Annotated in this window: 17 protein-coding genes and 2 pseudogenes; 9 read left to right on the top strand and 10 right to left on the bottom strand. The window is 63.4% G+C overall.

Going from position 1 to position 26,648, the window contains the following annotated elements; genetic code table 11:
• Positions 1-42 precede the first annotated feature (42 nt).
• The 4 genes from AC1DYJ_RS03610 (at position 43) to AC1DYJ_RS03595 (ending at position 4,098) form a co-directional block, all read left to right on the top strand.
• Positions 43-690, top strand: coding sequence for a hypothetical protein (locus AC1DYJ_RS03610; RefSeq protein ID WP_477280037.1), 648 nt, complete (start codon positions 43-45; stop codon positions 688-690).
• A gap of 31 nt (positions 691-721) precedes the next feature.
• Positions 722-1,456: a 16S rRNA (uracil(1498)-N(3))-methyltransferase gene (locus tag AC1DYJ_RS03605; RefSeq protein WP_477280036.1), complete on the top strand. Its 735-nt coding sequence runs from the start codon at positions 722-724 to the stop codon at positions 1,454-1,456.
• 143 nt (positions 1,457-1,599) lie between these two features.
• The gene (locus AC1DYJ_RS03600; protein ID WP_477280035.1) at positions 1,600-2,973 is read left to right on the top strand and encodes a glutamate--cysteine ligase; all 1,374 of its coding nucleotides are present in this window, start codon (positions 1,600-1,602) and stop codon (positions 2,971-2,973) included.
• Positions 2,974-3,063: 90 nt separating this feature from the next.
• The gene (locus AC1DYJ_RS03595) at positions 3,064-4,098 is read left to right on the top strand and encodes a DUF937 domain-containing protein (RefSeq protein ID WP_477280034.1); all 1,035 of its coding nucleotides are present in this window, start codon (positions 3,064-3,066) and stop codon (positions 4,096-4,098) included.
• Positions 4,099-4,304: 206 nt separating this feature from the next.
• Here the strand turns inward: AC1DYJ_RS03595 and AC1DYJ_RS03590 are convergent, their stop codons facing one another.
• Positions 4,305-4,595, bottom strand: a complete 291-nt coding sequence (locus AC1DYJ_RS03590; RefSeq protein ID WP_477280033.1) for a DUF1127 domain-containing protein — start codon at positions 4,593-4,595, stop codon at positions 4,305-4,307.
• Positions 4,596-4,828: 233 nt separating this feature from the next.
• Here AC1DYJ_RS03590 and AC1DYJ_RS03585 point away from each other — a divergent pair, with 233 nt between their 5' ends.
• A complete protein-coding gene (locus AC1DYJ_RS03585) occupies positions 4,829-5,785 on the top strand; it encodes a LysR substrate-binding domain-containing protein (protein WP_112561974.1) in 957 nt (318 codons plus the stop codon).
• 4 nt (positions 5,786-5,789) lie between these two features.
• Here AC1DYJ_RS03585 and AC1DYJ_RS03580 read toward each other — a convergent pair whose 3' ends face one another.
• Positions 5,790-8,003 carry a bifunctional diguanylate cyclase/phosphodiesterase gene (locus AC1DYJ_RS03580; RefSeq protein ID WP_477280032.1) on the bottom strand — a complete coding sequence of 738 codons (2,214 nt, stop codon included), beginning with the start codon at positions 8,001-8,003 and terminating at the stop codon, positions 5,790-5,792.
• Positions 8,004-8,095: 92 nt separating this feature from the next.
• Between AC1DYJ_RS03580 and xseA the strand changes: the two genes are divergently transcribed.
• Positions 8,096-9,703 (top strand): exodeoxyribonuclease VII large subunit, encoded by a 1,608-nt coding sequence (gene xseA / locus AC1DYJ_RS03575; protein ID WP_477280031.1) that lies wholly within the window; start codon positions 8,096-8,098, stop codon positions 9,701-9,703.
• A 9-nt stretch (positions 9,704-9,712) separates the two neighbouring features.
• Positions 9,713-10,824, top strand: a pseudogene (locus AC1DYJ_RS03570) (DmpA family aminopeptidase).
• Between the two features lie 90 nt (positions 10,825-10,914).
• On the opposite strand, the gene AC1DYJ_RS03565 reads toward AC1DYJ_RS03570, so the two are convergent.
• The 6 genes from AC1DYJ_RS03565 to AC1DYJ_RS03540 all read right to left on the bottom strand — a co-directional run bounded on the left by AC1DYJ_RS03565 (position 10,915) and on the right by AC1DYJ_RS03540 (position 17,928).
• Complete coding sequence (locus AC1DYJ_RS03565; protein ID WP_477280030.1) at positions 10,915-11,169, bottom strand: hypothetical protein; 255 nt, start codon at positions 11,167-11,169, stop codon at positions 10,915-10,917.
• 592 nt (positions 11,170-11,761) lie between these two features.
• Entirely contained in the window at positions 11,762-11,983 is a 222-nt protein-coding gene (locus AC1DYJ_RS03560; RefSeq protein WP_477280029.1) for a hypothetical protein, read from the bottom strand.
• A gap of 12 nt (positions 11,984-11,995) precedes the next feature.
• Positions 11,996-13,723 (bottom strand): SEL1-like repeat protein, encoded by a 1,728-nt coding sequence (locus AC1DYJ_RS03555; RefSeq protein WP_477280028.1) that lies wholly within the window; start codon positions 13,721-13,723, stop codon positions 11,996-11,998.
• A 28-nt stretch (positions 13,724-13,751) separates the two neighbouring features.
• Positions 13,752-15,161 carry an HlyD family type I secretion periplasmic adaptor subunit gene (locus AC1DYJ_RS03550; protein ID WP_477280027.1) on the bottom strand — a complete coding sequence of 470 codons (1,410 nt, stop codon included), beginning with the start codon at positions 15,159-15,161 and terminating at the stop codon, positions 13,752-13,754.
• Between the two features lie 110 nt (positions 15,162-15,271).
• Positions 15,272-17,578 (bottom strand): peptidase domain-containing ABC transporter, encoded by a 2,307-nt coding sequence (locus AC1DYJ_RS03545; RefSeq protein ID WP_477280026.1) that lies wholly within the window; start codon positions 17,576-17,578, stop codon positions 15,272-15,274.
• Between the two features lie 170 nt (positions 17,579-17,748).
• On the bottom strand, positions 17,749-17,928 hold the full coding sequence (locus AC1DYJ_RS03540) for a hypothetical protein (RefSeq protein ID WP_455861940.1): 180 nt from the start codon (positions 17,926-17,928) through the stop codon (positions 17,749-17,751).
• A 39-nt stretch (positions 17,929-17,967) separates the two neighbouring features.
• On the opposite strand from AC1DYJ_RS03540, the gene AC1DYJ_RS03535 reads away from it, so the two are divergent.
• Positions 17,968-18,207 carry a hypothetical protein gene (locus AC1DYJ_RS03535; RefSeq protein WP_477280216.1) on the top strand — a complete coding sequence of 80 codons (240 nt, stop codon included), beginning with the start codon at positions 17,968-17,970 and terminating at the stop codon, positions 18,205-18,207.
• A 2,691-nt stretch (positions 18,208-20,898) separates the two neighbouring features.
• Here the strand turns inward: AC1DYJ_RS03535 and AC1DYJ_RS03530 are convergent.
• Both AC1DYJ_RS03530 and AC1DYJ_RS03525 read right to left on the bottom strand, forming a co-directional pair.
• A pseudogene (locus AC1DYJ_RS03530) lies at positions 20,899-21,345 on the bottom strand (DUF4347 domain-containing protein); the annotation flags it as partial.
• Between the two features lie 91 nt (positions 21,346-21,436).
• Positions 21,437-21,751 carry a hypothetical protein gene (locus AC1DYJ_RS03525; RefSeq protein WP_477280025.1) on the bottom strand — a complete coding sequence of 105 codons (315 nt, stop codon included), beginning with the start codon at positions 21,749-21,751 and terminating at the stop codon, positions 21,437-21,439.
• A 1,093-nt stretch (positions 21,752-22,844) separates the two neighbouring features.
• Here AC1DYJ_RS03525 and AC1DYJ_RS03520 point away from each other — a divergent pair.
• Positions 22,845-26,624 carry a tetratricopeptide repeat protein gene (locus tag AC1DYJ_RS03520; protein ID WP_477280024.1) on the top strand — a complete coding sequence of 1,260 codons (3,780 nt, stop codon included), beginning with the start codon at positions 22,845-22,847 and terminating at the stop codon, positions 26,622-26,624.
• The last annotated feature ends 24 nt before the right edge of the window (positions 26,625-26,648 follow it).

Below are 26,648 nucleotides of genomic sequence, written 5' to 3'. Positions count from 1 at the left end.
GTCGCCCGTATTGCCGCCAAGATGCGCATTCGGGAGAGAGCTATGCCACTGCAAAACCGGGTTGATCCGTACGGCGCCATCCATGCCGTATCAGAGCGCGGCATGTTCACCGGCAATCGCGGCATTATCCACGATCCGGAAACCAGGACGCTGCTGAAGAAGCGCTGGGCCTTGCCGGCCTGGATCATCTGCGTGTGCAAGTTTCGCAATGTGCGGCGCGAGCCGATGGGCAGGAACAGGCCGGGCGGCAAGGCAGGCTGGACCGAGCTGTTCTTCCTCGACGAGGTGACGGCGCTGGCGGCCGGGCACCGGCCCTGTTTCTACTGCCGGCGCGAACGGGCCACGGATTTTGTCGGCCGCTTTGGCAAAGCCTTCGGCGTAACCGAGCCGCGCGCACCGATGGTCGACAAGCGGCTGCACAAGGAGCGACTGGCTTCGGGCGGGCAACCACCGGCGATCAAGGCGGAAGATTTGGCCGGATTGCCGGACGGAGCGATGATCGCCGATGGCGACGCCACTTATGCGCTGCGCGGCGGCAAGGCACTGCCCTGGTCGTTCGCCGGTTATGGCGATCCGGCGGGGCTGGCAGGCTTTGCCGACCGGCAGGTTCGCCTGCTGACGCCGGCGACCTCCCTTTCGGTGCTGCGACAGGGCTACCTTCCGGTGTGGCATCCTTCCGCCGAGGCTTGACGCCGGGAACAGCCTAGCCCATTCCTCGGCGATGCGCGCCAATTACAAGATGCAACGGCTGTTCGTGCCGGACGATCTCGCAGCAGGCATCGAATTCGATGCCGGCCAGCAGCAGAGCCATTATTTGATGCACGTGCTGCGCCTAGGCGAAGGCGCCGAAATCCTTGTCTTCAACGGCCGCGACGGCGAGTGGTCGGCGGCGATCGCCGCCAAGTCCAAGAAGGCGGTGCGGCTGAAAGTGCTGGTGCTGCAGCGGCCGCAGCCGCCGCTGCCCGACCTCGTCTACTGCTTCGCGCCGCTGAAGCAGGGGCGCCTCGATTATCTCGTGCAGAAGGCGGTCGAGATGGGCGCCGGCATCCTGCAGCCTGTAATCACCCAGCACACGCAGGTGGCAAAACCCTCCATCGACCGGCTTCGCGCCAATGTCGTCGAGGCGGCTGAACAATGCGGCATTCTGGCGGTGCCTGAGGTGCGCGAGGCCGAAAAGTTCGAGCGTATGCTCTCCGGCTGGGACAAGGAACGGCGGCTGATCTTCTGTGACGAGGACGCCTCGACCAACAACCCGCTGCCGGCGCTGCAAGGGTTGAAGGAGAAGCGACTGGCGCTGCTGGTCGGGCCGGAAGGCGGCTTCTCCGATGAGGAGCGCAGGATGCTGCGGGCGCTCCCCTTCGTCACTGCCATTCCGCTCGGGCCGCGCATTCTGCGCGCCGACACGGCGGCGGTCGCCGCGCTTGCTGTGATGCAAGCAACCGTCGGAGACTGGTGAGACGTCGCCTATTGCAAGGGACGGCAGGGCGGTAACGTTCAATTCCTGTTGACCTGTGGCTCAGGATTTTTTGCTTGATCGACTACTGACATTTCGTCCATCTAGCGCCGGCGGTCTTTCGAGAACCGCAGAGGGGGCCCCAAATGGCGCGCGACACAACCGATTTCCGGCCGATCGAAGGCATCGACGAACTCGTCGAGCATCTGGCTGAAGGCAACAAGCCGCGCGACAAGTGGCGGATCGGCACCGAGCACGAGAAGTTCCCGTTCTATGTCGACGGCAACGCGCCGGTGCCCTATGGCGGCGAGCGCGGCATCCGCGCCATCCTCGAAGGCATGCAGCACAAGCTCGGCTGGGATCCAATCATCGATGACGGCCGCATCATCGGTCTGGTCGAGCCGACCGGACAGGGCGCCATCTCGTTGGAGCCGGGCGGCCAGTTCGAGCTCTCCGGCGCGCCGCTGGAGTCCATCCACCAGACCTGCCGCGAGGGCAATGCGCATCTGGCGCAGGTGCGCGAGATCGCCGAGCCGATGGGCATCCGCTTCCTCGGCCTTGGCGGCAGCCCGAAATGGTCGCTGGCCGAGACGCCGAAAATGCCGAAATCGCGCTACGAGATCATGACCCGCTACATGCCCAAGGTCGGCACCAAGGGTCTCGACATGATGTACCGCACCTGCACCATCCAGGTGAACCTCGACTTCGAGAGCGAAGCCGACATGCGCCGCAAGATGCAGGTGTCGTTGAAGCTGCAGCCGCTGTCGACGGCGCTGTTTGCCAACTCGCCCTTCACCGACAGCCGGCCGAACGGGCTGCAGAGCTGGCGCGGCGACATCTGGCGCGATACCGACAACCAGCGTTCGGGTCTGCTCGAATTCTGCTTCTCGCCCAAATTCGGCTTTGCCGACTATGTCGAATGGGCGCTCGACGTGCCGATGTATTTCGTCATCCGCGACGGCCACTATCACGACATGACGCACATCACCTTCCGCCAGTTCATGGCCGGCGCTGCCCGCAATGAGGTGCCCGACGGGCTGCCGACGATGGGCGACTGGGCAAACCATCTGTCGACCTTGTTCCCCGATGTGCGGCTGAAGCGCTTCCTCGAAATGCGCGGCGCCGACGGTGGCCCATGGCGGCGCATCTGCGCGCTGCCGGCCTTCTGGGTCGGACTGCTCTATGACGAGGTCGCTCTCGATGCCGCCGAAGCGCTGACGTCGAGCTGGACCTATGAAGAAACGCTGGCGATGCGCAATGCGGTGCCGGAACAAGGCATTTCGGCGCCCTTCCGCAACACGACGCTGCGCGACATCGCCCGCGACGTGCTGGTCATTTCGCGTATGGGCCTGAAGAACCGCGGCAAGAAAAACCGCGACGGCTATGACGAGACCTCGTTCCTCAACACGCTCGACGAAGTGGTGGCGCGCGGCACGACCAGTGCCGAGGAAATGCTGTCGGCCTACCACACGCGCTGGGGTGGTTCGATCGAACCGGTGTTCATGGAATATGCGTATTAACGCCGCGACTTGAGCAGCGGCAAAAGCCGCTTCAATCGAACATCGAAACGAACTAGGCTCTCCCTCGAGGATTTCCCGGAGGAGAACCCTATGCCCACCTTGTTCGACATATTGGCGCAGGCCCAGAACGGCAATGGCATGCAGGCGCTGGCCCAGCAATACGGGCTCTCGATGCAGCAGACGCAAGCCGCGGTCGCCGCATTGCTCCCCGCTTTCTCGCAAGGGCTGCAGCGCAGCACCGCCGACCCCTATGGGCTCGGCGCTTTCATGACGGCGATGGCGAGCGGCCAGCACGCCAAATATTTCGAGGACGCGACCAGGGCCTTCTCGCCGCAAGGCGTCAATGAAGGCAATGGCATTCTGGGTCAATTGTTCGGCTCCAAAGAGCTGTCGCGCGCCGTGGCCAGCCAGGCCGCGCAGGCAACGGGCGTCAGCCAGCAGATCCTGCAGCAAATGCTGCCGGCCATCGCCTCGATGGTGATGGGCGGGCTGTTCAAGCAGACCACGAACCAGATGCAGGCTGCCGGCGGCTTTGGCGGCGGCAGCAATCCGCTTGGCGAGATCATCGAACAGATGATGCGGCAGGCCGGCGGCGGTGCGCAGCCGGCGCCGCAGCAGGCACCCAACCCTTATGGCGACAACCCGCTGGGCAAGGTGCTGCAGGACATGTTCGGCGGCGGCGCGCAACAGCCGCAAAGCCAGCCACAGCAGGCGCCAAACCCCTATGGCGACAATCCACTCGGCAAGGTGCTGCAGGATATGTTCGGCGGCGGCGCGGCGCAACAGCCGCAGGGCCGGGCGCAGCAGCCACAACAGACGCAGAGCCCTTACGGCGACAATCCGCTGGGCAAGATTTTCGAAGAGATGCTGCGGCAAGGTGGCGGCGGCTTCGGCTTGCCCGGTGGGCAGCCGGCGCCACAGCAGCCGCAAGCACCTCAGCCGCGGCAGCCGCCGCAACAGCGCCAGGCGCCGCAACCGCAGACCAATCCGAGCGGCAGGCCACGCAACCCGTTCGACGATATTTTTGGCAAGATGTTCGAGACCGGCGCCCAGCAGCGCGACGAATATCAGAAGGGCGTGGAAACGATCTTCGATCAATTCAAGCGGGATATGGACCGGCGGTAGGGCCTGGCGCTGATCCTTGGGTCTTCGCGTCGCTACGCCGAAGGATGACGACGGAGCCCTAAAAGAAAAGCCCGGTCCTGGAGGAGGACCGGGCCAATGTGCAGGCTGGCCGGCGGGGAACCGGCAGGGAGTGGGGAGCCTGCGATAGTCCTTGGTTGCCGCGAGCCGCAGAAAGGTTCACGGCAACCGAAACAAAGTGCCTGATATCAAGCTACCTGGCGGGCCATATCTTCGATCGTGTCGGCGCGGTCGCTGGTGATCGCACGCAGCTTCACGGTCGGGTCGCCGCCGAACGGCACATCGATGGCGACATGGAGATCGGCGCGCGTCAGGCCGATATCGGCGAGCTCGGCGTCCGACATCTCGCCAAGGCGATAGAAGGCGCGGCGATTTTTCCAGGCCTGGAAGGCGTTGAGAAGAGCGTTGGCCACGCGCGTCGCAACGGCCGGACGCGAGGTGATGCGCGAGGTCTCGGTGGCGAAATCATACGTGGTCATGTCAGTCTCCTTCAGAGTCGAGCGGATGAAGCCGGCCAAACGATGCCTGGGCGGGCGCCGTTCCGGTTCCAATTCACTTCAAGTGATGCATGTCGTTCCCCCAAAACCGGGAACCCACTTTTGGGCGACATGCAGTGCGTTCATGTGGACAGTCATAATTTGACACGCGGTAATTGATTAATCCAACGAATGTTTCTAATCTTTAGCATCAACAACGATGATGGATTGGACCGATGAAAGCGCCGCTCGATCTCGACCAGTTGCAGACCTTCATCTCGATTGCCGATACCGGCAGCTTCACCCGCGCCGCCGAAGAGGTGCTTCGAACCCAGTCGGCGGTGTCGATGCAGATGCGCCGGCTGGAAGAGAGAATCGGCAAGCCGCTGTTCGAAAAGGACGGCCGCACCAACAGGCTGACCGAGGAAGGCGACAAGCTGCTCTCCTATGCGCGGCGCCTGCTTTATCTCAACCGCGAGACGCTGGCCGCCTTCGATGACCGGCGGCTCGAAGGCACCATCCGCATCGGCACGCCCGACGACTATGCCGACCGCTTCCTGCCCGAGATCATGGCGCGCTTCACGCGCTCCAACCCGCGCGTCGAGCTCACCGTCATCTGCGAGCCGACGCCGGGGCTGGTCGAGCATATCAAGCGCGGCAATCTCGATCTGGCGCTGGTGACGCACAACGACACGCGCGGCCAGTCGGAAGTGGTGCGGCGCGAACCGCTTCTGTGGGTGACGTCGGCCAACCATGCCACGCATGAACAGGAAGTGCTGCCAATGGCCTTCGGCCGGCCGAACTGCATCTGGCGGCGCGCCGCCGTCGATGTGCTCGACCGGCAGAACCGCGACTATCGCATCCTGTTCACCAGCTTCTCGGCCACCGTCATCACCGCCGCGGTGCTGTCGGGCCTGGCGATCTCGGTGCTGCCTGAATGCGCGCTGCGGCCCGGCATGCGGGTGCTGGGCGAGGCCGACGGCTTCGGTGCCCTGCCCGACTGCCGCATCGGCATCATGCGCGGCCAGACCTCGCGGCCCGAAATCGTCGATGCGCTGGCACGGCATATTTCGGAAAGCCTGGACAACATTTCGGTGCCGCTCGGCGAAGAGACGGGAAGCTTCGATTTCGCAGCACTCGCTTTCGCCAAGATGAAGCGGAGCAAGCCGAACCAGATCCTGCCGGGCTGGTGAGGGATCAGGCCGACGCGGCCGCCTCTGTCGTTGCGTTGGCCAACGACAGGCCGGGCAGTGCCAGCAATTGCGCCGGCTCAAGCGGCGGCGACAGGAGATAACCCTGCAGCTGCTGGCAGCCCATGGCGACCAGCAGCGCCTTTTGCGCTTCGGTCTCGACACCTTCGGCGGTGACCTCGACCTCGAGCGCGCCGGCAAGATCGATCAGCGCCTTGACGATGGCGCACGAATTGCCGTCGCCATCGAGAAGCCGCACGAAGGAGCGATCGATCTTGAGCTTGTCGATGGCATGGCGGCGCAGATAGCTCAGAGACGAATAGCCGGTGCCGAAATCGTCGAGCACGATGCCGACGCCCGACCGGCGCAGGTTGGCGAGCGTCGTTCTGGCCGCGTCGCTATTTTCCAAAAGCACGTTTTCGGTGATCTCGAGCTGCAGGCGCTCCGGCGCCAGCCCGGTCTCGGCGAGGATCGAGGCAACCTCTTCGGCAAAGCCGGCGTCACGCAATTGCAACGGCGAGATGTTGACGGCGAGCCAGGGCAATTCGGTGCGGACGGCGAAGCGGCAGGCTTCGAGCAATACCCATGCGCCGAGCTGTCCGATCATGCCACGTTCCTCGGCGATGGCGATAAACTGCGCCGCCGGCAACGCGCCATGGACGTCGTGTGCCCAGCGGATCAGCGCCTCGGCGCCGACAATGGTCTTGCCGTTGCTGGCAAAGACCGGCTGGTAGGCGAGCTTGATGCCGGTGCCGCCGTTCAGCGCATTGCGCAGCTCGCTCTCGACCTTGCGCTTGCGCAGCAAAAGGTCGTCCATGTCGCCGGCGAAGACCTGGTAACGGCCGCGGCCATTCCTCTTGGCTTCGTAAAGCGCGATGTCGGCCTTGCGCAGCAGGTCGTCGGCATCGGCATCCGGCCCCGTCGACAAGGCAATGCCGATGCTGGCGCCGACAAAGACCTGGTCGTCCATCAGTTTGAACGGCTCCTGCAATTTCTGCAGGACCCTCTCCGAAATGTCCTCTGCGCTCCTGATGTCGCGAACATCGAGCAGGATCACCGCGAATTCGTCACCACCCAGCCTTGCCACCGTGTCGACGTCGCGAACCGTATGCTGCAGCCTGGCGGCGGTCTGGCGAACGAGCTCGTCGCCGGCCGGATGGCCAAGCGTGTCGTTGACATGCTTGAAGCGATCGAGGTCGAGGTAAAGCAGCGCCACCTTGCCGGCGTCGGTGCCGGAGCTGAGCAAGGCACGCCGCAGCCTGTCCTCGAACAGGGCCCGGTTGGGCAGGCCGGTGAGCATGTCGTGGAAAGCAAGATACTGCGCCTGGTCCTGGCTGGCCTGCAGCGCCAATGATGCGCGGCGCAGACGCCGGAGCAGGAAAACGAGCACGCTTGCCGCGAGCAGCGTGGCCAGAGCCAGGGCGGGGCTGGCCTTGCGCACCAGCGTCAGGCCGGGCCGTTCCTGGTCCCAGCCGATGTAGCCGAGGATGACGCCGCGTGAATCGACGAGCGGAATGGCGGCAGAGCCGGTCGGTTGTGACAGCGTCAGCAGATGGGCGCCGTCCAGCAGGTATTTTTCGGCAATCTTGGCGATAACCGCATCGTTGAGGAACTCGGCCGATACATGCAGATATTCGCTGCCTCGCGCCTGGTTGACGCGGTCTGAACTCGGCACCAAGGGCATGACGCTGAGGATAGCGGGCTTGCCACCCAGCGACACCAGATCCTCGGCGGCCATCTTCGCCGGCGCCCCGGAAGCATCAGCCTTCGGCGGCTGGCTGATCATGCCGCGCAGCTTTTCGATGGTGGGCTGCATCGCGGGCTCGTCCTCGCCGTAGACGGACGGGTCAAGCACCTTGCCCTCCCGCATGGCGTGGACGGGATGGTTCGCGGCGTCGAGTATGTAGACGCGGTTGTGACCGTAGTAGGAGTACATCCAGACGCTGAGATTTTCCTCTATCCAGGTCTGATTGCCGGCCTTGGTATTGATCACGGAATCGTCCCAGACGGTAACGCTTTCCTGCTCGCGCGCGACCGCCGCGATCTGATCCTTCAGGCCATTGGCGAGGAAGATCTTCTGCCGTTCGAGCGAGACGTGATCGGCCTGGGCGGTCGCGTATATGCCAAAGCCGACGACCATGGCCAGCGCAAAAACGGCAAGCGTCAGCACCGTCAGGGTGACCTGGAACGTCAACGGGCTGCGGTTTGCGCGGGCGCTCATGCTTCCTCCTTTGCCCCAAACTCAATCAAGCCGAGCTTAAGATCAAGTTATGGAATCTTGACGCGGGGCGACAACAGCCGCTCAATCGGCCGATGAGCGACGCAGCATCCGAATCACGCACCAATGCCACCGAATACACGGTGAGTGAGATTTCCGGCGCGCTGAAGCGCACGGTCGAGGATGTCTTCGGCCATGTCAGGGTGCGCGGCGAAATCTCGGGCTATCGCGGGCCGCACTCTTCCGGCCATGCCTATTTCACGCTGAAGGACGACCGTGCGCGGCTCGATGCCGTGGTCTGGAAGGGCACGATGGGCCGGCTGAAATTCCGTCCCGAAGAGGGGATGGAGGTGATCGCCACCGGCAAACTCACCACCTATCCCGGCAAATCCAATTACCAGATCGTCATCGACAATCTCGAGCCGGCCGGCGCCGGCGCGCTGATGGCGCTTTTGGAAGAGCGCAAGCGGCGGCTGCAGGCCGAAGGGCTGTTCGACGCCGGCCGCAAGCGGCGGCTGCCGTTCATGCCGCGCACCATCGGCGTCGTCACCTCGCCGACCGGATCGGTGATCCGCGACATCATCCACCGCATCAAGGACCGCTTTCCGCTGCATGTGCTGGTCTGGCCGGTGCGAGTCCAGGGCGACACGGCCGGAGCCGAAGTGACCGCCGCCGTCAACGGCTTCAACGCGCTGGCCTGGGATGGCGCCATTGCCCAGCCCGATCTTCTGATCGTGGCGCGCGGCGGCGGCAGCCTCGAGGATCTCTGGGGGTTCAACGATGAAGGCCTGGCGCGCGCCGTCGCCGCCTCGCGCATCCCGGTGATTTCGGCCGTCGGCCACGAGACCGACTGGACCTTGATCGATCTGGTCGCCGACATGCGGGCGCCGACGCCGACGGGTGCAGCCGAGATCGCGGTGCCGGTGAAGGCGGACCTCGAAGCAACGCTTGCCAGTCTCGGTGCGCGGCTCAAGGCGGCGGTCTTGCGCAATTTCGAACGCAAGCGGCAGGCCTCGCGTGCCGCCGCGCGCGCGCTCCCCTCGCCCGACCAGCTGCTGGCGCTGCCGCGCCGGCGCCTGGACGAGGCGACCAGCCGGCTCGGCCGGGCGCTGTCGGTGAGCATCGAGCGCAAGCGGACCAAGCTGCAGGGCCAGCGGCTGACGCCGGCCACGCTGTCGCGACGCATCAACGAGGCCCGCACGCTGACCGGCCGCGACCTGGCACGGGCCCAAGCGGCTTTTTTCGGCATTGTGCGCGAACGGCGCACCCGGTTTTCGCGCACCGCAAAGCGGCTATCGCCGGCGCCGATTGTCAGGCGGCAGAAATTGCAGGCGGACGCGCTGGCAGCACTGACGCGCCGTCAGGACCACGCCGTGTCGCGACGGCTCGACCGGCTGCGCGGACAATTGACCCAGGCCGACCGGCTGCTGGCGACGCTGTCGCACAAGGCGGTGCTGGCGCGCGGCTTCGCGCTGGTCAAGGACGCCGAAGGCGCGGTGATCAAGCTGGCGGCGGATGTGACGCCGGGCGCAACGTTGCTGCTCGAGTTCGCCGACGGCACAGCGGATGCGGTTGCGACTGGCGGGACCGAGCGGCCGGAGGCAGCTGCCAAGCCCGCTGCGGCTTCACTCTCCGCCAAGCCTACCGCCCCGAAGCCCGCCAGCAAGCCCAAAGAACCGGGCAATCAGGGCTCGCTTTTCTAGAGGAACCACATGACCAGCCACGACCCGCACCGTCAGACGCCGGCCGGCAAGCCGCGCGTGCGTGCCTTCGGCATTCCGTTCGACGGCACGCCGGGCCGCTTCAATGCCATCTCCGATGTGCCCGGCGTGAGCGTTGGCTATGCGACGCTGATTTCCGGCGACGGGCCGCTCGATGTCGGCACAGGACCGGTGCGCACCGGCGTCACCGCCATCCTGCCGCGACCGTTGGCTGAGCTCGCCACCCCGGTGTTTGCCGGCGTGTTCAGCCAGAACGGCAATGGCGAACTGACAGGCTCGCATATCATCGAGGAGGTCGGCGCCTTCAACCTGCCGGTCACTATCACCAACACGCATTCCTGCGGCGTCACCCGCGACGGCACGCTACGCTGGATGCAACGCGTGCTGCCGGCGGCACTCGACAGCGGCTGGGGGCTGCCGGTGGCGGCGGAAACCTTTGACGGCTTCCTCAACGACATCAACGGTCACCATGTCGGCTTCGAGCATGTCGAAGCCGCGCTCGACGGGGCTGCGGGCGGAGCGATCGAGGAAGGCAGCGTCGGCGGCGGCACCGGCATGATCGCCTTCGGCTTCAAGGCCGGCTCCGGCACGGCCTCGCGCCTCGTCGAATGGCAAGGCGTCAGGTATACGTGTTCGTGCAGGCGAATTTCGGCAAGCGGCGCAATTTCACGTTGCGTGGCGCGCGCGTCGGGTCCGACCTGGTGGAGCCGGCGATCCGCGAAGGCACGCAACGCGCCGAGAAGGGTTCGATCATCGCCATCGTCGCCACCGATGCGCCCTTCCTGCCGCACCAGATGAAGCGGCTGGCAAGGCGTGTGCCGCTCGGCATCGCCATGACCGGCGGCTTCGGCTACCACAGTTCGGGTGACATTTTTCTCGCCTTCTCGACCGCCAATCCGCAGGCCGCACTTGCGTTATCAGGACAAAAGGCAAACGCCGATTTCATCCCGGACGTCGATATCGACCCGTTCTTCGATGCGGTGGTGCAGGGTGTGGAAGAGGCGATCCTCAATGCGATGGTCGCCAATGAGGATATGAGCGGGCGCGATGGCAATTTCGTGCCGGCGCTGCCGAAAGCATGGCTGAAGGATCGGTTTGGATAGACCAATTCCAGGAAAAGTGTGAACGGTTTTCCGTCCGGAAATTGCGCAAACAAAGAGGGAGCGCCCGGCTCTTGCGGCCGGGCCTGACATTTATTCGGCAGGCTTGCCCGGATTCGCGTTGCCTTGGTCGGCCTCGGCCGCCTCTTCGAGCCGCGAGGCGATCAGCTCCTGGATGTCGCCGACCTCTTCCTGGATATCTTCCAGCGGGATGCCGACCTCGGCGGCCTTGGCGGCGCATTCCTTGGCCAGGGTCTCGGCCTGCTTCTCGATCTTTACCGGCGAGTGCTGGCAGTGGACCTTTTCGCCGATCCACCCGCGCAAAAACTCGATCGCATGTTCACTCATACTGCTTTTCCCTGGCGGCTATGCCGGTTGGTAATCGTAAACGTCCGCACCCGGTAAAGGATGCATGCTGCCATTCGAACCGAGTCGGCTTCGCCCGGCAAGGTGAACTTGTCCGAGGTCCGAAGAGCCGAATGAAGGGGAGGGTTCAAGGAGCACGTTCTGATTGTTTGATAGAGTGGTACCGTTGGCTGGGATCGCAATGCCGATAATGCCGTTGTTTTTGTTTGTTTTTTTCTATTCTCACAGCGAATTTGTATCACAATAGGTAGCACAATTTGTATCACAACGTTTGACCGTAGATGCCGCAGCCCTACCGAGGCTGGCTATATAGTGACATCCTCATTCAATGTCGACTGGCCTCGGCATCCTGCTTCCTTCAGCCGCGCCTGGGTGTCGAGGCACGCCGTGGCGGGACGATCGACAACCGGGTCATATTGATGTTTTGGTGGGCCCGGAAGGCGTATGAAGGACGTTGATTTCATTGGATTTTTCGTGGGCCGGAATGGAAATCCTTCCCGCATCGTTCCGCAGGCTACCGTGACGCCATACAGTCCTTACAAAAGTTCGGCATGCTTCAGAACGGCCGCATTGCCTAACCCGCAAATCCGGACGCGCGATCCTGGAGCGTACGCATGATCGCTTCATAGACGCTTGCGATCTCTTGATCGATCTCCTGGTGCGTTATGCCTTGGGCCTCTGCAGCTCGCACAGCGTCCGCCGCGATGGTGGTTACGACAAGGGCCGGGTCGTCAATTCGTGAGGGCACATGGTCGAGAATCCATTTGCGTAGAAAGTCGGCGGCGCGCCTGCTCATATTCGTTCTGCTTCAAGCCGAGTCAAAATCAGCGAGTTCCTCGGCCGCCTCCTGGATGCCCTGCGCGGCGGCCCGCTCGAGCCAAAGGCGGCCGGCCATCGAGTTGCGCTCTCCGGCAAGACCTCTGGAGAGATACCGGCCCAGCATGAGTTGGGCCTGTCCGTGCCCGCATTCGGCGGCAGCAGCGAACCATTTCTGCGCCGCCACTTGGTCCATGGGCAGGCCCTCGCCGGCGCTGTGCAGTGCCCCAAGCGCAAACATTGCCCCAGCATGACCGTCGGCGGCGGCCCGTTCGAACAGCTTCACGGCGGCCTCCGGCAAGCGCTTGCCGCCGTCCCCGTTGAGCAACATCTCCGCAAGTGCCACTTGCGCGTCGAGCACGCCACCTTCGGCTGCCTCGGCAAACCAGGCGCGGGCGTGATGCGCGTTGGCAGCCACGCCACGCCCCTCCCTGAGGATGCGCCCATACATGTATTGGGCCTCGGCCACGCCTTCGGCAGCGCGTCTTAGCCATTGCGCAGCCTGGCCTTCGTCCTGGCGTACACCGACACCTTTGGTGAAACAGAGCCCTAGATTGAACGCAGCGTTCAGGTCGCCCGACAATGCGGCAGCCTCGAACCATCTGGCTACACTTGCAGTATCTGCCGGCTCGCCAGCCCCTCGAAGCACAAGGTTGGCCAGGTCTACTTGTGCTGCCTGGTTCCCGCTGTTTGCGGCAGTACGCAGCCAGCGTGTCCCCTCTTTCTCATCCTTGGCAACACCGTTGCCCGTCAAGTAGAGAGAGGCCAGTGCGCGCGCCGCAGCCTGGTGACCCGCCTCGGCGGCCCGTCGATACCATGTTGCGGCTTCTGCAAAATCCGGTGGCCGGCTCTTGGCGTTACGATCGCCCAGGAAGTAGGCTGCCTCGACGTTGCCGGCCAGCGCGGCACGCCGCGTCCACGCCTCCCCGGCCACGGGATCCCGGTCGACGAGGCTCCCGTCGATCAGCGCCAGCCCTAACCGGAATTGGGCCGAGGGAAGGCCTTTCTCCGCAGCTTGTTGATAAAGCCGCGCGGCGGCAGCAAGGTCGCTCGTGACTCCGAACCCATGCTCGGTGAGGACCGCGAGAAGGTAGGTTGCAGTCGGCAGGTCGGCATCTGCCGCCCGCCGTACCTCGTCGGCAATCCTGCTCCGTTGTTCGGGCCTGCCGCGCCGGGCCAGCGAGAGGGCAAGGCCGAGACTTCCTTCGGCGCAGCCGGCTGCGGCAGACCTTTCGTACCAGCGCTGCGCGGCATCCGCGTCCCGCATCGGCTCTGGGCCGCTGGCCAGAATGTAGCCGAGGATCGCCTGTCCCGTTGCCGAACCTGCCTCGGCCGCCTTCGTGGCAAAGCCGAGCGCAGCAGCGAAGTCAGGTTCGCCAGTGCAATCTCGTTTGAAAAGGCTCTCGGATCCGGCACCCTGGCCGTCAGCATCCGCGGCCACCAGCCCAGCGACATAGAGGGCAGCCAGGAGCGCCTGCGCATCAGCGTTCCCATGGTTCGCTGCCCGCAGCAGCCATCGCGTACCTTCCGTACGGCTCGCCGGCACGCCTGAACCTTCGAGATAGCAACGGGCGACCCGATACTCAGCATCGACGAGTCCCGCGCGTGCCGCGACCGCCAAGTGCGGAAAGGCTTCTGCGGGTCTCTCGCTGAGCTGGATTGCCCGGCGCAACGCCGCTGCCGGGAAGGCGCGAGCAGTCAGCCGATTCAGGATTGTCATCGATGCGACCCTCCGTAGTCCAACCGCCCTAGGGTTCCCGCATCGCTTCCTGGCCGACAGGGAGCATCACTCCGAGAATGTATTTGAGCACGGTCCGCTGGCCGACCTTCACATCTGCAGTCACCGGCATGCCGGGGCTGACCACGAACCCGGCGGGCACGTCGTGCAGCGCGACCTGGTCGATGGAAATCCGCGTGCGATAGAACGGCTCAGCATCCGAGGGCAGCATGGCGAGGGAGCTGTTCGGATCGCGCGCTTGGTCTCGCGCCGAGAAAGAATCAGGGCTGAGCGCTCGCACGGAGCCGTGGGCAAGGCCGTATTGGGAATAGGGAAAGGTGTCGAACTTGATGACCACCGGATCGCCGACATGAACGAAGCCGCTGCTCCGGCCGACGATGTTTGTCTCTATCTCGAGCGGCGCGTTGGCCGGCACCAGAGTGATCAAGCGCTCGCCAGACTGCAGAACCGAGCCAACCGAGACCTTCGCCACCGACTGGACGATGGCGTCGACTTCGCTCTTCAGTTCGACCAACTGTTTGCGCAGCTTCGCCTTGTTAAAGAGTTCGCGGGCGTCGGACAATCGCGAGCTCGCCTCCGACAGGCTTTGCGAGACTTCCGCTCGCCAGCTCTGAATGTAGCCATTGCGGTCGGCAGCTGCGCCCGCCTGCTGGCGTTTGGCAGCTTCTGTTGTCTGCTCGGCATTGGTGAGCGAGCGGGACATTTCCGCCCAGTTGTCCTCGGCTAGGAGCGTATTGAGGCGACTTCCCACCTGTCTTGCTTCCAGCTGCTTGCGCATCTGTTCGATCGACGCCGCGACTTTGAGCCGCTGGCGGTAGCCATCGGCATCAGATTGTGAGCGCGAGATCACAGAGCTCAGTTCGTCAAGCTGCCGATCAAAACTCTCAAGCTTGGCGTCATAGACCGCCTTACGGCGCTCGAAGATGGACGCCTGCAGGGTCCAGCTCGGATCGAGACCGTCATAGTTGAAGGCTTGCCCGTCGGCCTCTGCCTTCAACCGAGCCACTTCGGCGTCAAGGGTCGAGACCTGCATTGCCAGCGACTGGAGGTCGGCTGAGGCGAAGGTAGCGTCGAGGCGGGCAAGCAATTGACCGGCTCGTACATGCTGTCCTTCGCGCACGTCGATCGAGCGAACGATCGCCGTCTCCAGTGGCTGCACGATGATGTTCGGCGATTGTGAGACCACTAGCCCTCTGGTCGTTACCACCTGGTCGACCGGGATCAGCCCTGCCAAGGCAATCAACGCGATCACCAAACTCGAAATGACCCATACTATGCCCCGGGCCGCCCGCGGAATTGGCGCATTGGCGATCGCCGTCGACGGCCACTGGAATTCAAGGATGGCCGGTGTCGTTGGATCGTTCGTTTTGGTCCGGTGCCAGCGGGCGGGGCGGATGGCGAGCGAGGTGCTGCTGCTCATGGCTTGCTATCCCATTCCAGCGTTTGGCATACCGCCACGCACTTCGGCGGCAGATTGGATCGCCGATATGCGGGCAATCCTCGCGCTCAATCGATCGCAGCGTGACATCGTCAATCCAACCGCGACGGTACGGCCACCGGGCGGCCGACGCGGCCGTCGAGGTGCCGATTCTGCTGCGACCACAGTTGCCTGTAGAGGGGGCATCGTTCGAGCAGGGTCGCGTGCGGTGCCACGTCGAGTACCCTCCCCTGCTCCATTACCAGGATCTGGTCACACTCCGTGAGAGAGGAGAGCCGGTGCGAAACGATGATCATCGTGCGCCCGCTGGCGATGCGCATCAGGTTGTTGCTGACGACCGCTTCGCTCTCCGGGTCGAGTGCACTGGTCGCTTCGTCGAGGATGAGGATGGTCGGATTGTGGATGAGGGCGCGCGCGATCGCCAGCCGCTGCTTTTGACCGCCCGACAGATTGGGCGATCCTTCCTCAATGTAGGTGTCGTAGCCATTGGGCATTCGTTCGATAAACTCTTCGGCGCCGGCCAGATGCGCGGCTCGCATGGCGTCGGAAAGCGTCAGGCCTGTGCGCCCGGCAATGATGTTGTCGCGGATCGACCCGCGGAACAGGAAATTGTCCTGGAGCACCACGCCGAGCCCCTGGCGCAGGTGTCGCAGGTTGAATTCCTTGAGGTCGACACCGTCCAGCTTGAGGAATCCGCCATAATCGCGATTGATCCCCTGCAGGAGACGCGCGATCGTCGATTTTCCCGACCCGCTGCGCCCGACAATGCCGAACATGGTCCCTGCCGGAATGTTGAAGCTGACCCGGTCGAGCGCGGGCGTCTTGGTGCCGACATAGCTGAAGGTCAGATCGCTGAACGTGATCTCGCCGACGAGCCTTGGTCTCAAGCCGAGGGAATTCGAACTGCTCTCCAGCGGCCGGTTCAGGACAGACGCCGCCTCGCCGATCGCTGCCCCGACCTCCTCGTAGTCTTCGATCAGTCGTGCCATCCCGACGAGAGGTTGTGCGACGCGCTGGGAGATCATCATGAAGGCGAACAGGCCGCCTACCATATATCCCGAACTGTCGTTCATCGCGAAATAGGCGCCGATCAGCATAGTGCCAAGCACCATGGCACGTTCGATCGGCGTAACCAGGGTCTGCGGCCAGCTGGCGAACTGGCCGAAGGCCAGGCGCGCCCTTCCCGACTCCGCCACCTGCTCGTCCCAAAGCGCCTTGCGTTGCGGCTCGAGACCAAGTGCCTTCACGGTCTTTATCCCGACAACAGTTTCGCCGAGTGCCGCCGATTTCCATGTCTCGGCTTCGATCACCCGAAGATACCTGCGGCGCAGGGGCTTGAGGAAAGCGAGAATGATCAGCACGATCGCGCCTGCGCAGGCTATCACGATCCAGGCGAGCTTGGCGTTGATGTAGAACATCACCGGTATCAGCACGCACAATGTAATCAGATCGAGCAACGTGCTGAGGAGTTTGCCGGTCAGGAACTCGCGGATGCGATAGACCTGGGCGAGACGGTACATCGTCTCGCCGGCTGGATGACGCTCGAAATAGTCCAGCGGCAGGCGCAGGAGTCGACTGAAAACGTGCAGCTGCAGTTTGGTGTCCAGACGTGCGCCCACGACGTTGATGATCAATCGCCGCGCGTGGCCCAAGAGTGTCTCGTAGGCGAAGACGACGGCGATTATGGCCGATAAGAGCACCAGGGTAGAGACGCTGTTGAACTGTAGCACCTTGTTGACGACCGTCATGACGATGAGCGGCGGCAGGATGGTAAGCACGCTGAGCGTGAACGAGGCGATGGCGACGTCGCGCAGGGGTCGGCTTTCAAGCCGCACCAGTTCGACGAGCCAGCCGAGAGTGAAAGGCGCATCTGCCGCAACATAGGATCGCGCCTGTCGCAGCAGCACCGCCTCGCCCGTCCACACCTGCGACAGCCGCAACTCGTCGATCGCCGTGGCTTGACCATCATCAGGCGCGTCCGCGCTTTTGAGGAAGACAAGGTTGCGCTCGGCACTCGCCCCCGTGAGGAGCCCCGCGCCCCCATCGTTGAACAGGAGAACGACCGGTCCCGTGTCCTGAAAGCGCAAGAGGTGAGACCAGCGAACGCGGACGGCGCGAGACCACATACCGCCGTTCCGCGCCCATTCAGACAGATCAGTGGAGGCTGGAAAAGAGCTTGCACTTGCAGCCCTGAACTCCTTCGGGTCGAGTTCGACCCCGTAATAGCGGGCGACTGCGAGCATCGCCTTGAGGCGCGGCCCGACCTGGTCAAACTCGGCGGGACCACCAGGAGTCCGCCCCACTGCGCTCTCGCCGCCGGACTTGCCGGCCACGTAGGCTTCGGTGCCGGTGCGGATCTGGCCCGGCTGGGTTTCGGCGTTCAAAGGCATGCTCACCATGGACTTACCTTCCGGCACGCAAGCGAAGGCGCAGTCGTGCCCAGGGCAAACCATCCCTTGCCCATTCGGAAATGGTGAACGCGCAGGCCTTGCTGTCTCGCAAAGCCCGCGCGGCCATTTCTTACCCTTGGACCGGCTTCTATCGTGGTTTGTCCGGTCACCATTCCTGCTCACTCATGCGGCTTCAGAATATCCTTCAGAGCCTTCTTCACTGTGTCGTCGGTGTTGGCGTAGCCGGCGCCTTGCTTGGTCTTGTCCGAGATCAGGTCGGTGCTCGCACCCAACGGCTTGTTCTGGTTCTGACCAAATCCCCTGATCGTGTTGAGGACATTCAGGAGGTCGGTCGTCACCGAACTGGCCGCCAGACCGACAAGCTGCCGGAACGACGCGTGGCTGACGGCACCACTGTCGGTCGAGCCGGACTGCAGGAACTGCGTCGAGTCCTTGAGGCCGAGCGTATTGGTCGTGACGTTGGCTTTGTGACCAGGGCCGTTTTCGGCATTGTTATGGTTCCCGGAATTACCAGGTGCATCCTGATCTCCATTGCCAAAACCGTTATTGCCATGGTTGTGGTCACCAGTCTCACCGCCCGGGCCGGTCGCTCCGGTCGCACCCGTCGATCCGGCTGAGCCAGTCGCTCCGGTCGAGCCGGTGGCGCCAGTCGAGCCGGTTGCTCCGGTCGAGCCCGTCGCTCCGGTAGAGCCCGTCGCACCAGTCGAGCCGGTCGCACCAGTCGAGCCCGTCGCCCCTGTGTCACCGGTTGCACCAGTCGAGCCTGTCGCTCCCGTCGCTCCAGTGGAGCCAGTCGCCCCGGTATCACCGGTTGCTCCGGTCGAGCCTGTGGCACCGGTAGCACCAGTTGCTCCAGTCGAGCCAGTCGCACCAGTAGAGCCGGTTGCCCCGGTCGCTCCAGTGGAGCCAGTCGCCCCGGTATCACCGGTTGCTCCGGTCGAGCCTGTGGCACCAGTCGCACCGGTAGCACCAGTTGCTCCAGTCGAGCCAGTCGCACCAGTAGAGCCGGTTGCCCCGGTCGAGCCAGTCGCTCCGGTCGAGCCGGTGGCGCCAGTSGAGCCGGTTGCCCCGGTCGAGCCGGTTGCTCCAGTCGAGCCTGTTGCTCCGGTAGCACCAGTTGCTCCAGTCGAGCCAGTCGCACCAGTAGAGCCGGTTGCCCCGGTCGAGCCAGTCGCTCCGGTCGAGCCGGTGGCGCCAGTCGAGCCGGTTGCCCCGGTCGAGCCGGTTGCTCCAGTCGAGCCAGTCGCCCCGGTCGAGCCTGTGGTACCGGTCGAGCCTGTGGCGCCGGTCGAGCCTGTGGCGCCGGTCGAGCCCGTCGCTCCAGTGGAGCCAGTCGCCCCTGTATCACCGGTTGCTCCGGTCGAACCAGTCGCACCGGTTGCCCCGGTCGAGCCAGTCGCTCCGGTCGAGCCGGTAGCTCCGGTCGAGCCGGTAGCTCCGGTCGAGCCCGTTGCTCCGGTTGAGCCTGTGGCACCGGTCGAGCCTGTGGTACCGGTCGAGCCGGTTGCTCCAGTCGAGCCCGTCGCTCCAGTGGAGCCAGTCGCCCCGGTCGAGCCGGTTGCTCCGGTTGAGCCGGTGGCGCCAGTCGAGCCGGTTGCTCCGGTCGAGCCCGTCGCTCCGGTAGAGCCAGTCGCCCCGGTCGAGCCGGTTGCTCCAGTCGAGCCTGTTGCTCCAGTGGAGCCAGTCGCCCCTGTATCACCGGTTGCTCCGGTTGCCCCGGTCGAGCCAGTCGCTCCGGTCCAGCCGGTGGCGCCAGTGGAGCCAGTCGCCCCGGTCGAGCCCGTTGCTCCGGTCGAGCCTGTGGCGCCGGTCGAGCCTGTCGCTCCGGTCGAGCCGGTCGCCCCTGTGTCACCGGTTGCACCAGTCGAGCCTGTCGCTCCCGTCGCTCCAGTGGAGCCAGTCGCCCCGGTATCACCGGTTGCTCCGGTCGAGCCTGTGGCACCAGTCGCACCGGTAGCACCAGTTGCTCCAGTCGAGCCAGTCGCACCAGTAGAGCCGGTTGCCCCGGTCGAGCCAGTCGCTCCGGTCGAGCCAGTCGCACCTGTCGAGCCGGTTGCACCTGTCGAGCCGGTTGCACCAGTCGAGCCAGTCGCTCCCGTCGAGCCTGTTGCTCCGGTTGAGCCTGTGGCACCGGTCGAGCCTGTGGCACCGGTCGAACCTGTCGCTCCGGTCGAGCCTGTGGCTCCCGTATCGCCGGTCGCACCTGTGGCTCCGGTTGCACCAGTTGAACCGGTCGAGCCAGTCGCACCTGTCGAGCCGGTTGCACCTGTCGAGCCGGTTGCTCCAGTAGAGCCCGTCGCTCCGGTCGAGCCGGTGGCACCAGTCGAGCCAGTCGCTCCGGTCGAGCCTGTGGCTCCCGTATCGCCGGTCGCACCTGTGGCTCCGGTCGAGCCAGCCGCACCTGTCGAGCCGGTTGCACCTGTCGAGCCTGTTGCTCCAGTCGAGCCAGTAGAACCTGTGGCTCCCGTATCGCCGGTCGCACCTGTGGCTCCGGTTGCACCAGTTGAACCTGTCGCCCCTGTCGAGCCGGTTGCACCTGTCGAGCCGGTTGCTCCAGTCGAGCCCGTCGCTCCGGTCGAGCCAGTCGCTCCGGTCGAGCCAGTTGCTCCAGTCGAGCCTGTGGCACCGGTCGAGCCTGTCGCTCCGGTCGAACCAGTCGCACCTGAAGCGCCCGTGGCGCCTGTAGCACCAGTTGCGCCGGTGGCGCCAGTCGCACCGGTCCCACCTGAAGCACCCGTGGCGCCTGTTGCACCGGTCCCGCCCGAAGCACCCGTGGCTCCGGTCGCACCTGTAGCTCCCGTCGCTCCCGTCGCACCTGCTCCGGTCGCACCCGTGGCGCCGGTTGCGCCCGTAGCACCTGCGCCGGTCGCGCCTGTGGCTCCAGTCGGACCGGTGGGGCCGGCCGGGCCTGTCGCGCCTTGGCTCGTAACGGCTAGGTTACCGCCAACAAATGTGTCACCGTTTTTGCCGTTGTTGCCAGAATCGGGGCCGAATGCGAACGCAGTTCCGCCAGGGTTGTGTAGCAGCGTTCCATAGATGTTAAAGCCGCTGTCATATATTGCATAGTCATGCAAAGTATCTGGGATCGAAATCGTTATAGCAAAATTTGGGGCAACAGTATTAGCGGAGGATGGAAGAACGAAGCTGCCGACAACGGTGTTGGTTGTTGTATCGATTATGTAAAATGTATTGATGCTCTTACTACTTCCTGATGCGACAGTACCAGTGAGCGTCAAATTGCCCCCTGCAAGGACCCCCGTGTAGGCCGCCACGCCAACCGATGTCATCGGCGGCAAGCACGAGCCGGCCGTGTTTTCGGGCATCTCCCATGAGCCACCCAGCGTGGCCGCGCCAACCAGCGATCTCGATGCGCAGACGTCCGCGCCGATGGCCTCTTCCAGCGCCGCCACGAAGGTCTCGCCAGCATTCCCTAAAGCCGTCTCGCAGCTCCACAGTCGCAGTTCACCGTCCGCGGCAAGCGCCCTGCCGATTGCGGCAAGATCCTCAGCCGCTTCCTTCACTGTGGCGACCGACCACTCTCCTGCGGCAAAGCTGACCCGCCCGGGGGCGCCATGCGCGATGATGTGGACCGCGTCGAGCCCTTCGTGTCCCGCGAGCAGCGCAGCGATCTGCGCCGCCGCCGGCCGGTGGCCATCGAGCACGAAGGCCTGAACTTCGGGGCGCACGTTGCAGAGAACCGTCTGCAGGTCGGAGACTGAGGGGTCGACAAAAAGAATTTCAAAGGCGCGGGCCATGACTGGCTCCTGTTGGCTTCGAATTCGATTCAAGGGAAAACCGCCCACCGGCTTGGCCGGCGAGCGGTCAGGAGAAGGAGCTTGGGCGCGGTCATCTTCCTGACGGGCCGACGGCGCCGTCGGGACGTTCGACAGCGGGGCTCTCTACGCGGAGGAAGGCGCAGGCCTGGAAAGTCCCGCCATCGTCAAATGTGCCAATCTCAAGTGAGCCGGCTGCGGCCGGAACCTTGACGGTGACAGCGACGGAGAGGCTTCGCTTGACGGCCTTGGGAAGAATGACCTGACCGACGATGGCGCTCTTGGCCGTGTCCAGGATAAGATAAGGCACATTTTCGGTCGTGTCGCCGATGGGCAAGACGCCTCTAACGGCAACTTCCATGACCGCAAACCCTGCTATGTAGCTCATCATTTCCTCCTCGGTCGGCGGCGGCTGTGCCGCTGTGTGTCTTGGTTCGTGTCTAGGTTTCTATCGCTGACGAGCCCCACGCTCTGAAGCCGGTCGCAGCTTCTATCGGCGTTCGAGCCGCGGGCATGGAGCAGCCTGCAACTCCGTGAACCAAGCGGCGACGCGCGGGACGACGAGACGGGCGCGCAAGGCTTGACGGCCTCTTCGTGCCGCTCGATCGAGCGGCGTCCCACTTGTTTTCACTGAGGGTGTGGAACTCGCAGGCGGGCGGTCCACAGGGCGCCGAGGAATACCCGTCTAGCGCGGGGCAATCCTTGCTGCTGAGAAGGTGCGGACAATTGAAGGGTTGATCGAAGCAGAAACCTGCGTGGCGAGCGCATCGTTTCGCACTTGGTATCACACCAACCACAGCCAACTCCCAACACGCAACGTTCGAGGGAATCGACTACGTGCGAGGGAACATCAGGTTGGGAAAACGCTGGCCTTGAGTTCAAGGCAGTGAGACGTCTTCTTCAGCACGCCACCAGTCACCTTCTGCGCCCTCACGCACGAAGAGGCTTGCTCCTGGATACTCTCCTGGCTTCGCAGACTGCACGGACTCGCAGCCCTTCGGCCCGGTCCACGGCTACCCTCCCAGACATATTAGACATTAGTAAATTATAAAATTAGCAACTTGTAAATAACCTGTTTACAATTTGTTAACTTCCCAACCAAGACGGACTAGCTTGGCAAACATCGAAATGGCGCGCATGGGACCAAATGCATCGAAAAATCCGTGGTTTAAAGGTGCTCCACCTTCGTTGGCGCCTAACCCCTGACATCGCGGCGGGGTTTGTGCGTAGTGATCGACCCTTCGGAGGGACGTCGGTTCGCAAACCCTCACCCAAGGTGACTGCGAGACCTTGCTGCCTCGGAAGGTGCTGGCTAACAATAGATTGCGCTGAGGTAGCATCTTGATGGTCGAGGCACGGGAAAATGTGCATGGGCATGAAGGCCGGATAAATCCGCGTTGGAACGGATCGCTTTCCCAGATGGAACCATGGCACGAAAGTAACCGCTTCAGCCCGCAGTCATGGAGGCCGATAGTCAGCATATGACAAGCGGCAAGCGCCTCTGCCTCAACATGATCGTCAAGAACGAGATGGCGAACCTTCAGCGCTGTCTCGGGGCGGTTGTCGACCACATCGACTGCTGGGTCATAGGCGACACTGGCTCGACCGACGGGACCCAGGATTTCGTCAAATCGTTCTTCGCCGCCCGCAACATGCCTGGCGAGCTGCACGAATTTCCCTTCCACAATTTCGAGCAGGCGCGCAACGCCGCGCTCGATCACGCCTATGCCTCGCCGCTCGCCTATGACTATTTGTTGTTTGACGACGCCGACATGGAGCTGATTGTCGAGGATGCGGGCTTCCGCGAGGGGCTCGACGGCCCGGGCTACCGGTTGCTGCAGCGGTCGGATTCCGGCCTGGCCTATTGGAACGCGCGCCTTGTCAAACGCGATGCCGGTGCACGCTACCATGGCGTGACCCACGAATATCTCGACGTGCCCGGTGGCGTGCAGGAACTGAGGGGTGCCTGGTACAAGGATCACGCCAGCGGCTCGAACCGGGTGGACAAGTTCGAGCGCGATGCCCAGCTCTTGCTGGAGGCCCTTGAGAAGGATCCGGAAAATCAGCGCTCCTGGTTCTACCTGGCGCAATCCTACCGCGACGCCGGGCGGACGGCGGAGGCTGCGGTGGCCTATGCCAAGCGCGCTGCGATGGGCGGCTGGGACGAGGAGGCGTGGAACGCTCGCCTGCAAGAGGCGCGCTGCCTGCGCAAACTTGGCGACGAGGCTGGCTTCATTCAACAGGCGCTTGCCGCTTTCAATCAACGCCCGCAGCGCGCCGAACCGCTTTATGACCTTGCGCGATTCTATCGGGAGAAAGGGATGAACGACGCCAGCGTGTTGTTCTCCGAAGCAGGGCTGGCGATCAAGCGGCCGGAGCAGGACATCCTGTTTCTCGAGGATTTCGTCTACACATCAGGCCTGCGCGAAGAGTATGCGATCGCGGCGAATTATGCGCGCGACCCGGTGCGCAAGGATCGCGGTTTCGCGATGTGCAACTGGTTAGCGCTGGACCGTAGCATCGCCGACGAAAACAGGGAATTGGCGCGATCCAACCTGTTCTTTTACCTGCAGCCGGCCAAGACAACGATGCCATCGTTCAGCGCGCACCCTATCGGCTTCACGCCCCCCGACGGCTACCGGCCAAGCAGTCCCTCAGTAACGCGATTGGGTGCCCAGATCGTCCTGATTCAGCCGACCGTTAACTACACACCGAAGGAAGACGGACGGCCTGGTATGCCCAACGAGGCGCCGGGCCAAGCACGCAATTTCCTCGTTCACCTGACCGAAGATCTGGTGGTTCAGTCAGCCGCGGAGATTCTGGCGCCGGCCGACATGCCAGGAGCCGCCGACAGAGCTGAACCAGGCTTCGAGGTCATTCGCCTTTTTGCCTGGCGCGAGCAACTGTGGACTTTCGCATGCTCGCGCGCGTTGACGGCAGACAGCCGGTGCGAACCAGTTATTGCGCGCATAGACGACCGCGGACCTGGGCCATACCAAATGACTGACTGGCGTGTGCTTCACCCCATGGGTCCGAGGCTCCACGACACCAGCTGGATGCCCCTCGTCAAGCCGGCTGGCATCGATACCGACAGGGAGCAGCTGCAGTTCTTTTGTGCGGGCGACCCCGTCCGCATCGTCGACGATCAAGGGCAAACGATCTCGGAGACTGTGCCTGCTGTCTGCGCGGACCAATTCAAGGGGGGCACGCAGGCGATTGTGTTCGACGGCGGGTGGCTGGCACTCGTTCACGAGGTGCGCACGCGGCCGAACGAGGCTCGGCCAACCTACCAGCACCGCTTCGTCTGGTTCGACGACGCAGGCCGCCTTGGGAAGGTCAGCCGACCATTCTTCTTCAACGACAAGGGGAGCGAATTTGCAGCCGGTCTGACCTGGCATCCGAATGAGGAACAGCTGCTGATTTCCTATGGCGTCGCCGACAGCGAGTCGTGGATTGCCCTCGTTGATGCGTCGGAGGCACGCCTGCTGCTGGAGACCATAGGCAACTTTTTGTCGGGCGAGGCTCATTGGAACGCACTGGCCATGAATTCGTTGGCCGGCGCCAACGAACGACCTCTCGTGCCTGAGCGAAAGGAGCTAGAAATGGACCATCAGCCCGTGAAGCGCGACGATGGCAATCCAAGCCGGCCTGACGGCGGCCTTTCGAAACAGGCGAGCAGCGGTGCCTCGAGCGAAGCGAAAGGTACAGAAGAGATCCTTCTCGAACTGGCGCCGTTCCTTCGTTTGGTGGATTCGCCGCAAGAGCGACGCGCGCAATCGCGCGCCTTCGATGCCCGCATCGCCCCTCTCTTGCGCACAGGGGATGCCGCGCTGCCTCAGATCCACTGCTTTTACGAGGTGCTGTCCGACAATGCCGAGCATCGAACGTTGATTGCCGCCACCACGTCGATGCGCGCGGCAGGCCATCCCGTGAGAGTCTGGACTTACTCGCCGCACAAGCTTGAATTCCTGCTCCCGCTCGGGATTGAGGTCCGGGCCGCGGACGACGTGATGCCGCGCGCCTTGTTCGAGCGAATTGTTGCCGGCTCCGAGATCAGATATTTCAGCGACGCCTTTCGATACGCCGTGCTTTACGAGCATGGCGGATTGTGGATGGATTGCGACGTGGTCATGCTGAGACCGTTCCCGTTCCGTGGCGATTATTTTTTCAATTTGCAATGGCGCGGCGGGCACCAAGGTCACTTCATCTGTGGCAACGTGATCTATTCCGAAGCTTATAGCCACCACCTGAGAGTGCTCTACGAAATGTCGATCGAGCGGTTCTTCGGTGACAGCGGAAAGGGATTCGGCGAAATCGGTCCAAGGTTGCTGTCGGATTACATTGCTTCGGATGCCGGCGCCGAATTGCGCGAATGGGTGTTTGGGCCGATGCTCTTTAATCCGATTGATTGGACCGAAATAAGCGAGTTCGACAAGCCGCTGTCACAGTTGGCCGAGTACCTTAACGATGAGCGCGTCTTCGGAATACACCTTTGGACAGCACGCAACGAGGCTCGCTCGGACGGCGAAGATGCGCCGCTTAACGCGCTGCTGATCGATCCCTTGCACAGTTTTCCCTCGCTCACGAACCTCGCTGACCGCTTTAACACCGACAAAAACCGGCATACCGGCAACCGTCACGCCTATGCCCGGGTCTACGACCGGCTGCTGTCGTCTCGACGATTGTCTATGCGGCGGATCATGGAGATCGGGCTTTGTCGCATACCGGCGGAAGGCAGCCAGACCGAGACGCCCTCCGTCTCGCTGTGGCAAGCCTATTTTCCGTATTCGCGAGTGATCGGCGTAGATCTGGCGGATTTTTCTCAACTGAACAATCCCCGATTCGAATCGTTTGTTTGCGACCAATCCAGGCTTGACGATCTGCGCTCCGTCGCTGCGAAACTCGAACCGGGCTCGCTCGATGTGATCATTGACGACGGCAGCCACGCCTCGTTTGACGAGCAGCTGACGCTGCGCGAATTCTTCCCGCTCCTCGCCGAAGGTGGATGGTATTTTATCGAGGACCTCGACTGGCAGCCGCCAGGCGAGGATGCTGGGAAGATCACCCTCACCAAGGATCTGATAAGAGAAATCCAGCAGGATGGCGCCGCGCGATCCCTCGATCCTTTGGGCATCAGCATGCTCGCCAATCAGTTCGCCGAAATCCTGTTCTTTGACAGCCACTTCGAACTGAGCCGGGCAAAGTTGCTCGGCGGCCTGGTCGCGATCCGCAAGCGCGGAGGGATTGGCCTTGTGCAGTGAGTCCCACAGGGCATCGCGGGCGCG

This window comes from Mesorhizobium sp. P2_B11, from assembly GCF_056404855.1.
Note: the sequence above shows the minus strand (reverse complement) of the source record. Positions and strands in the feature narration are given on the sequence as shown.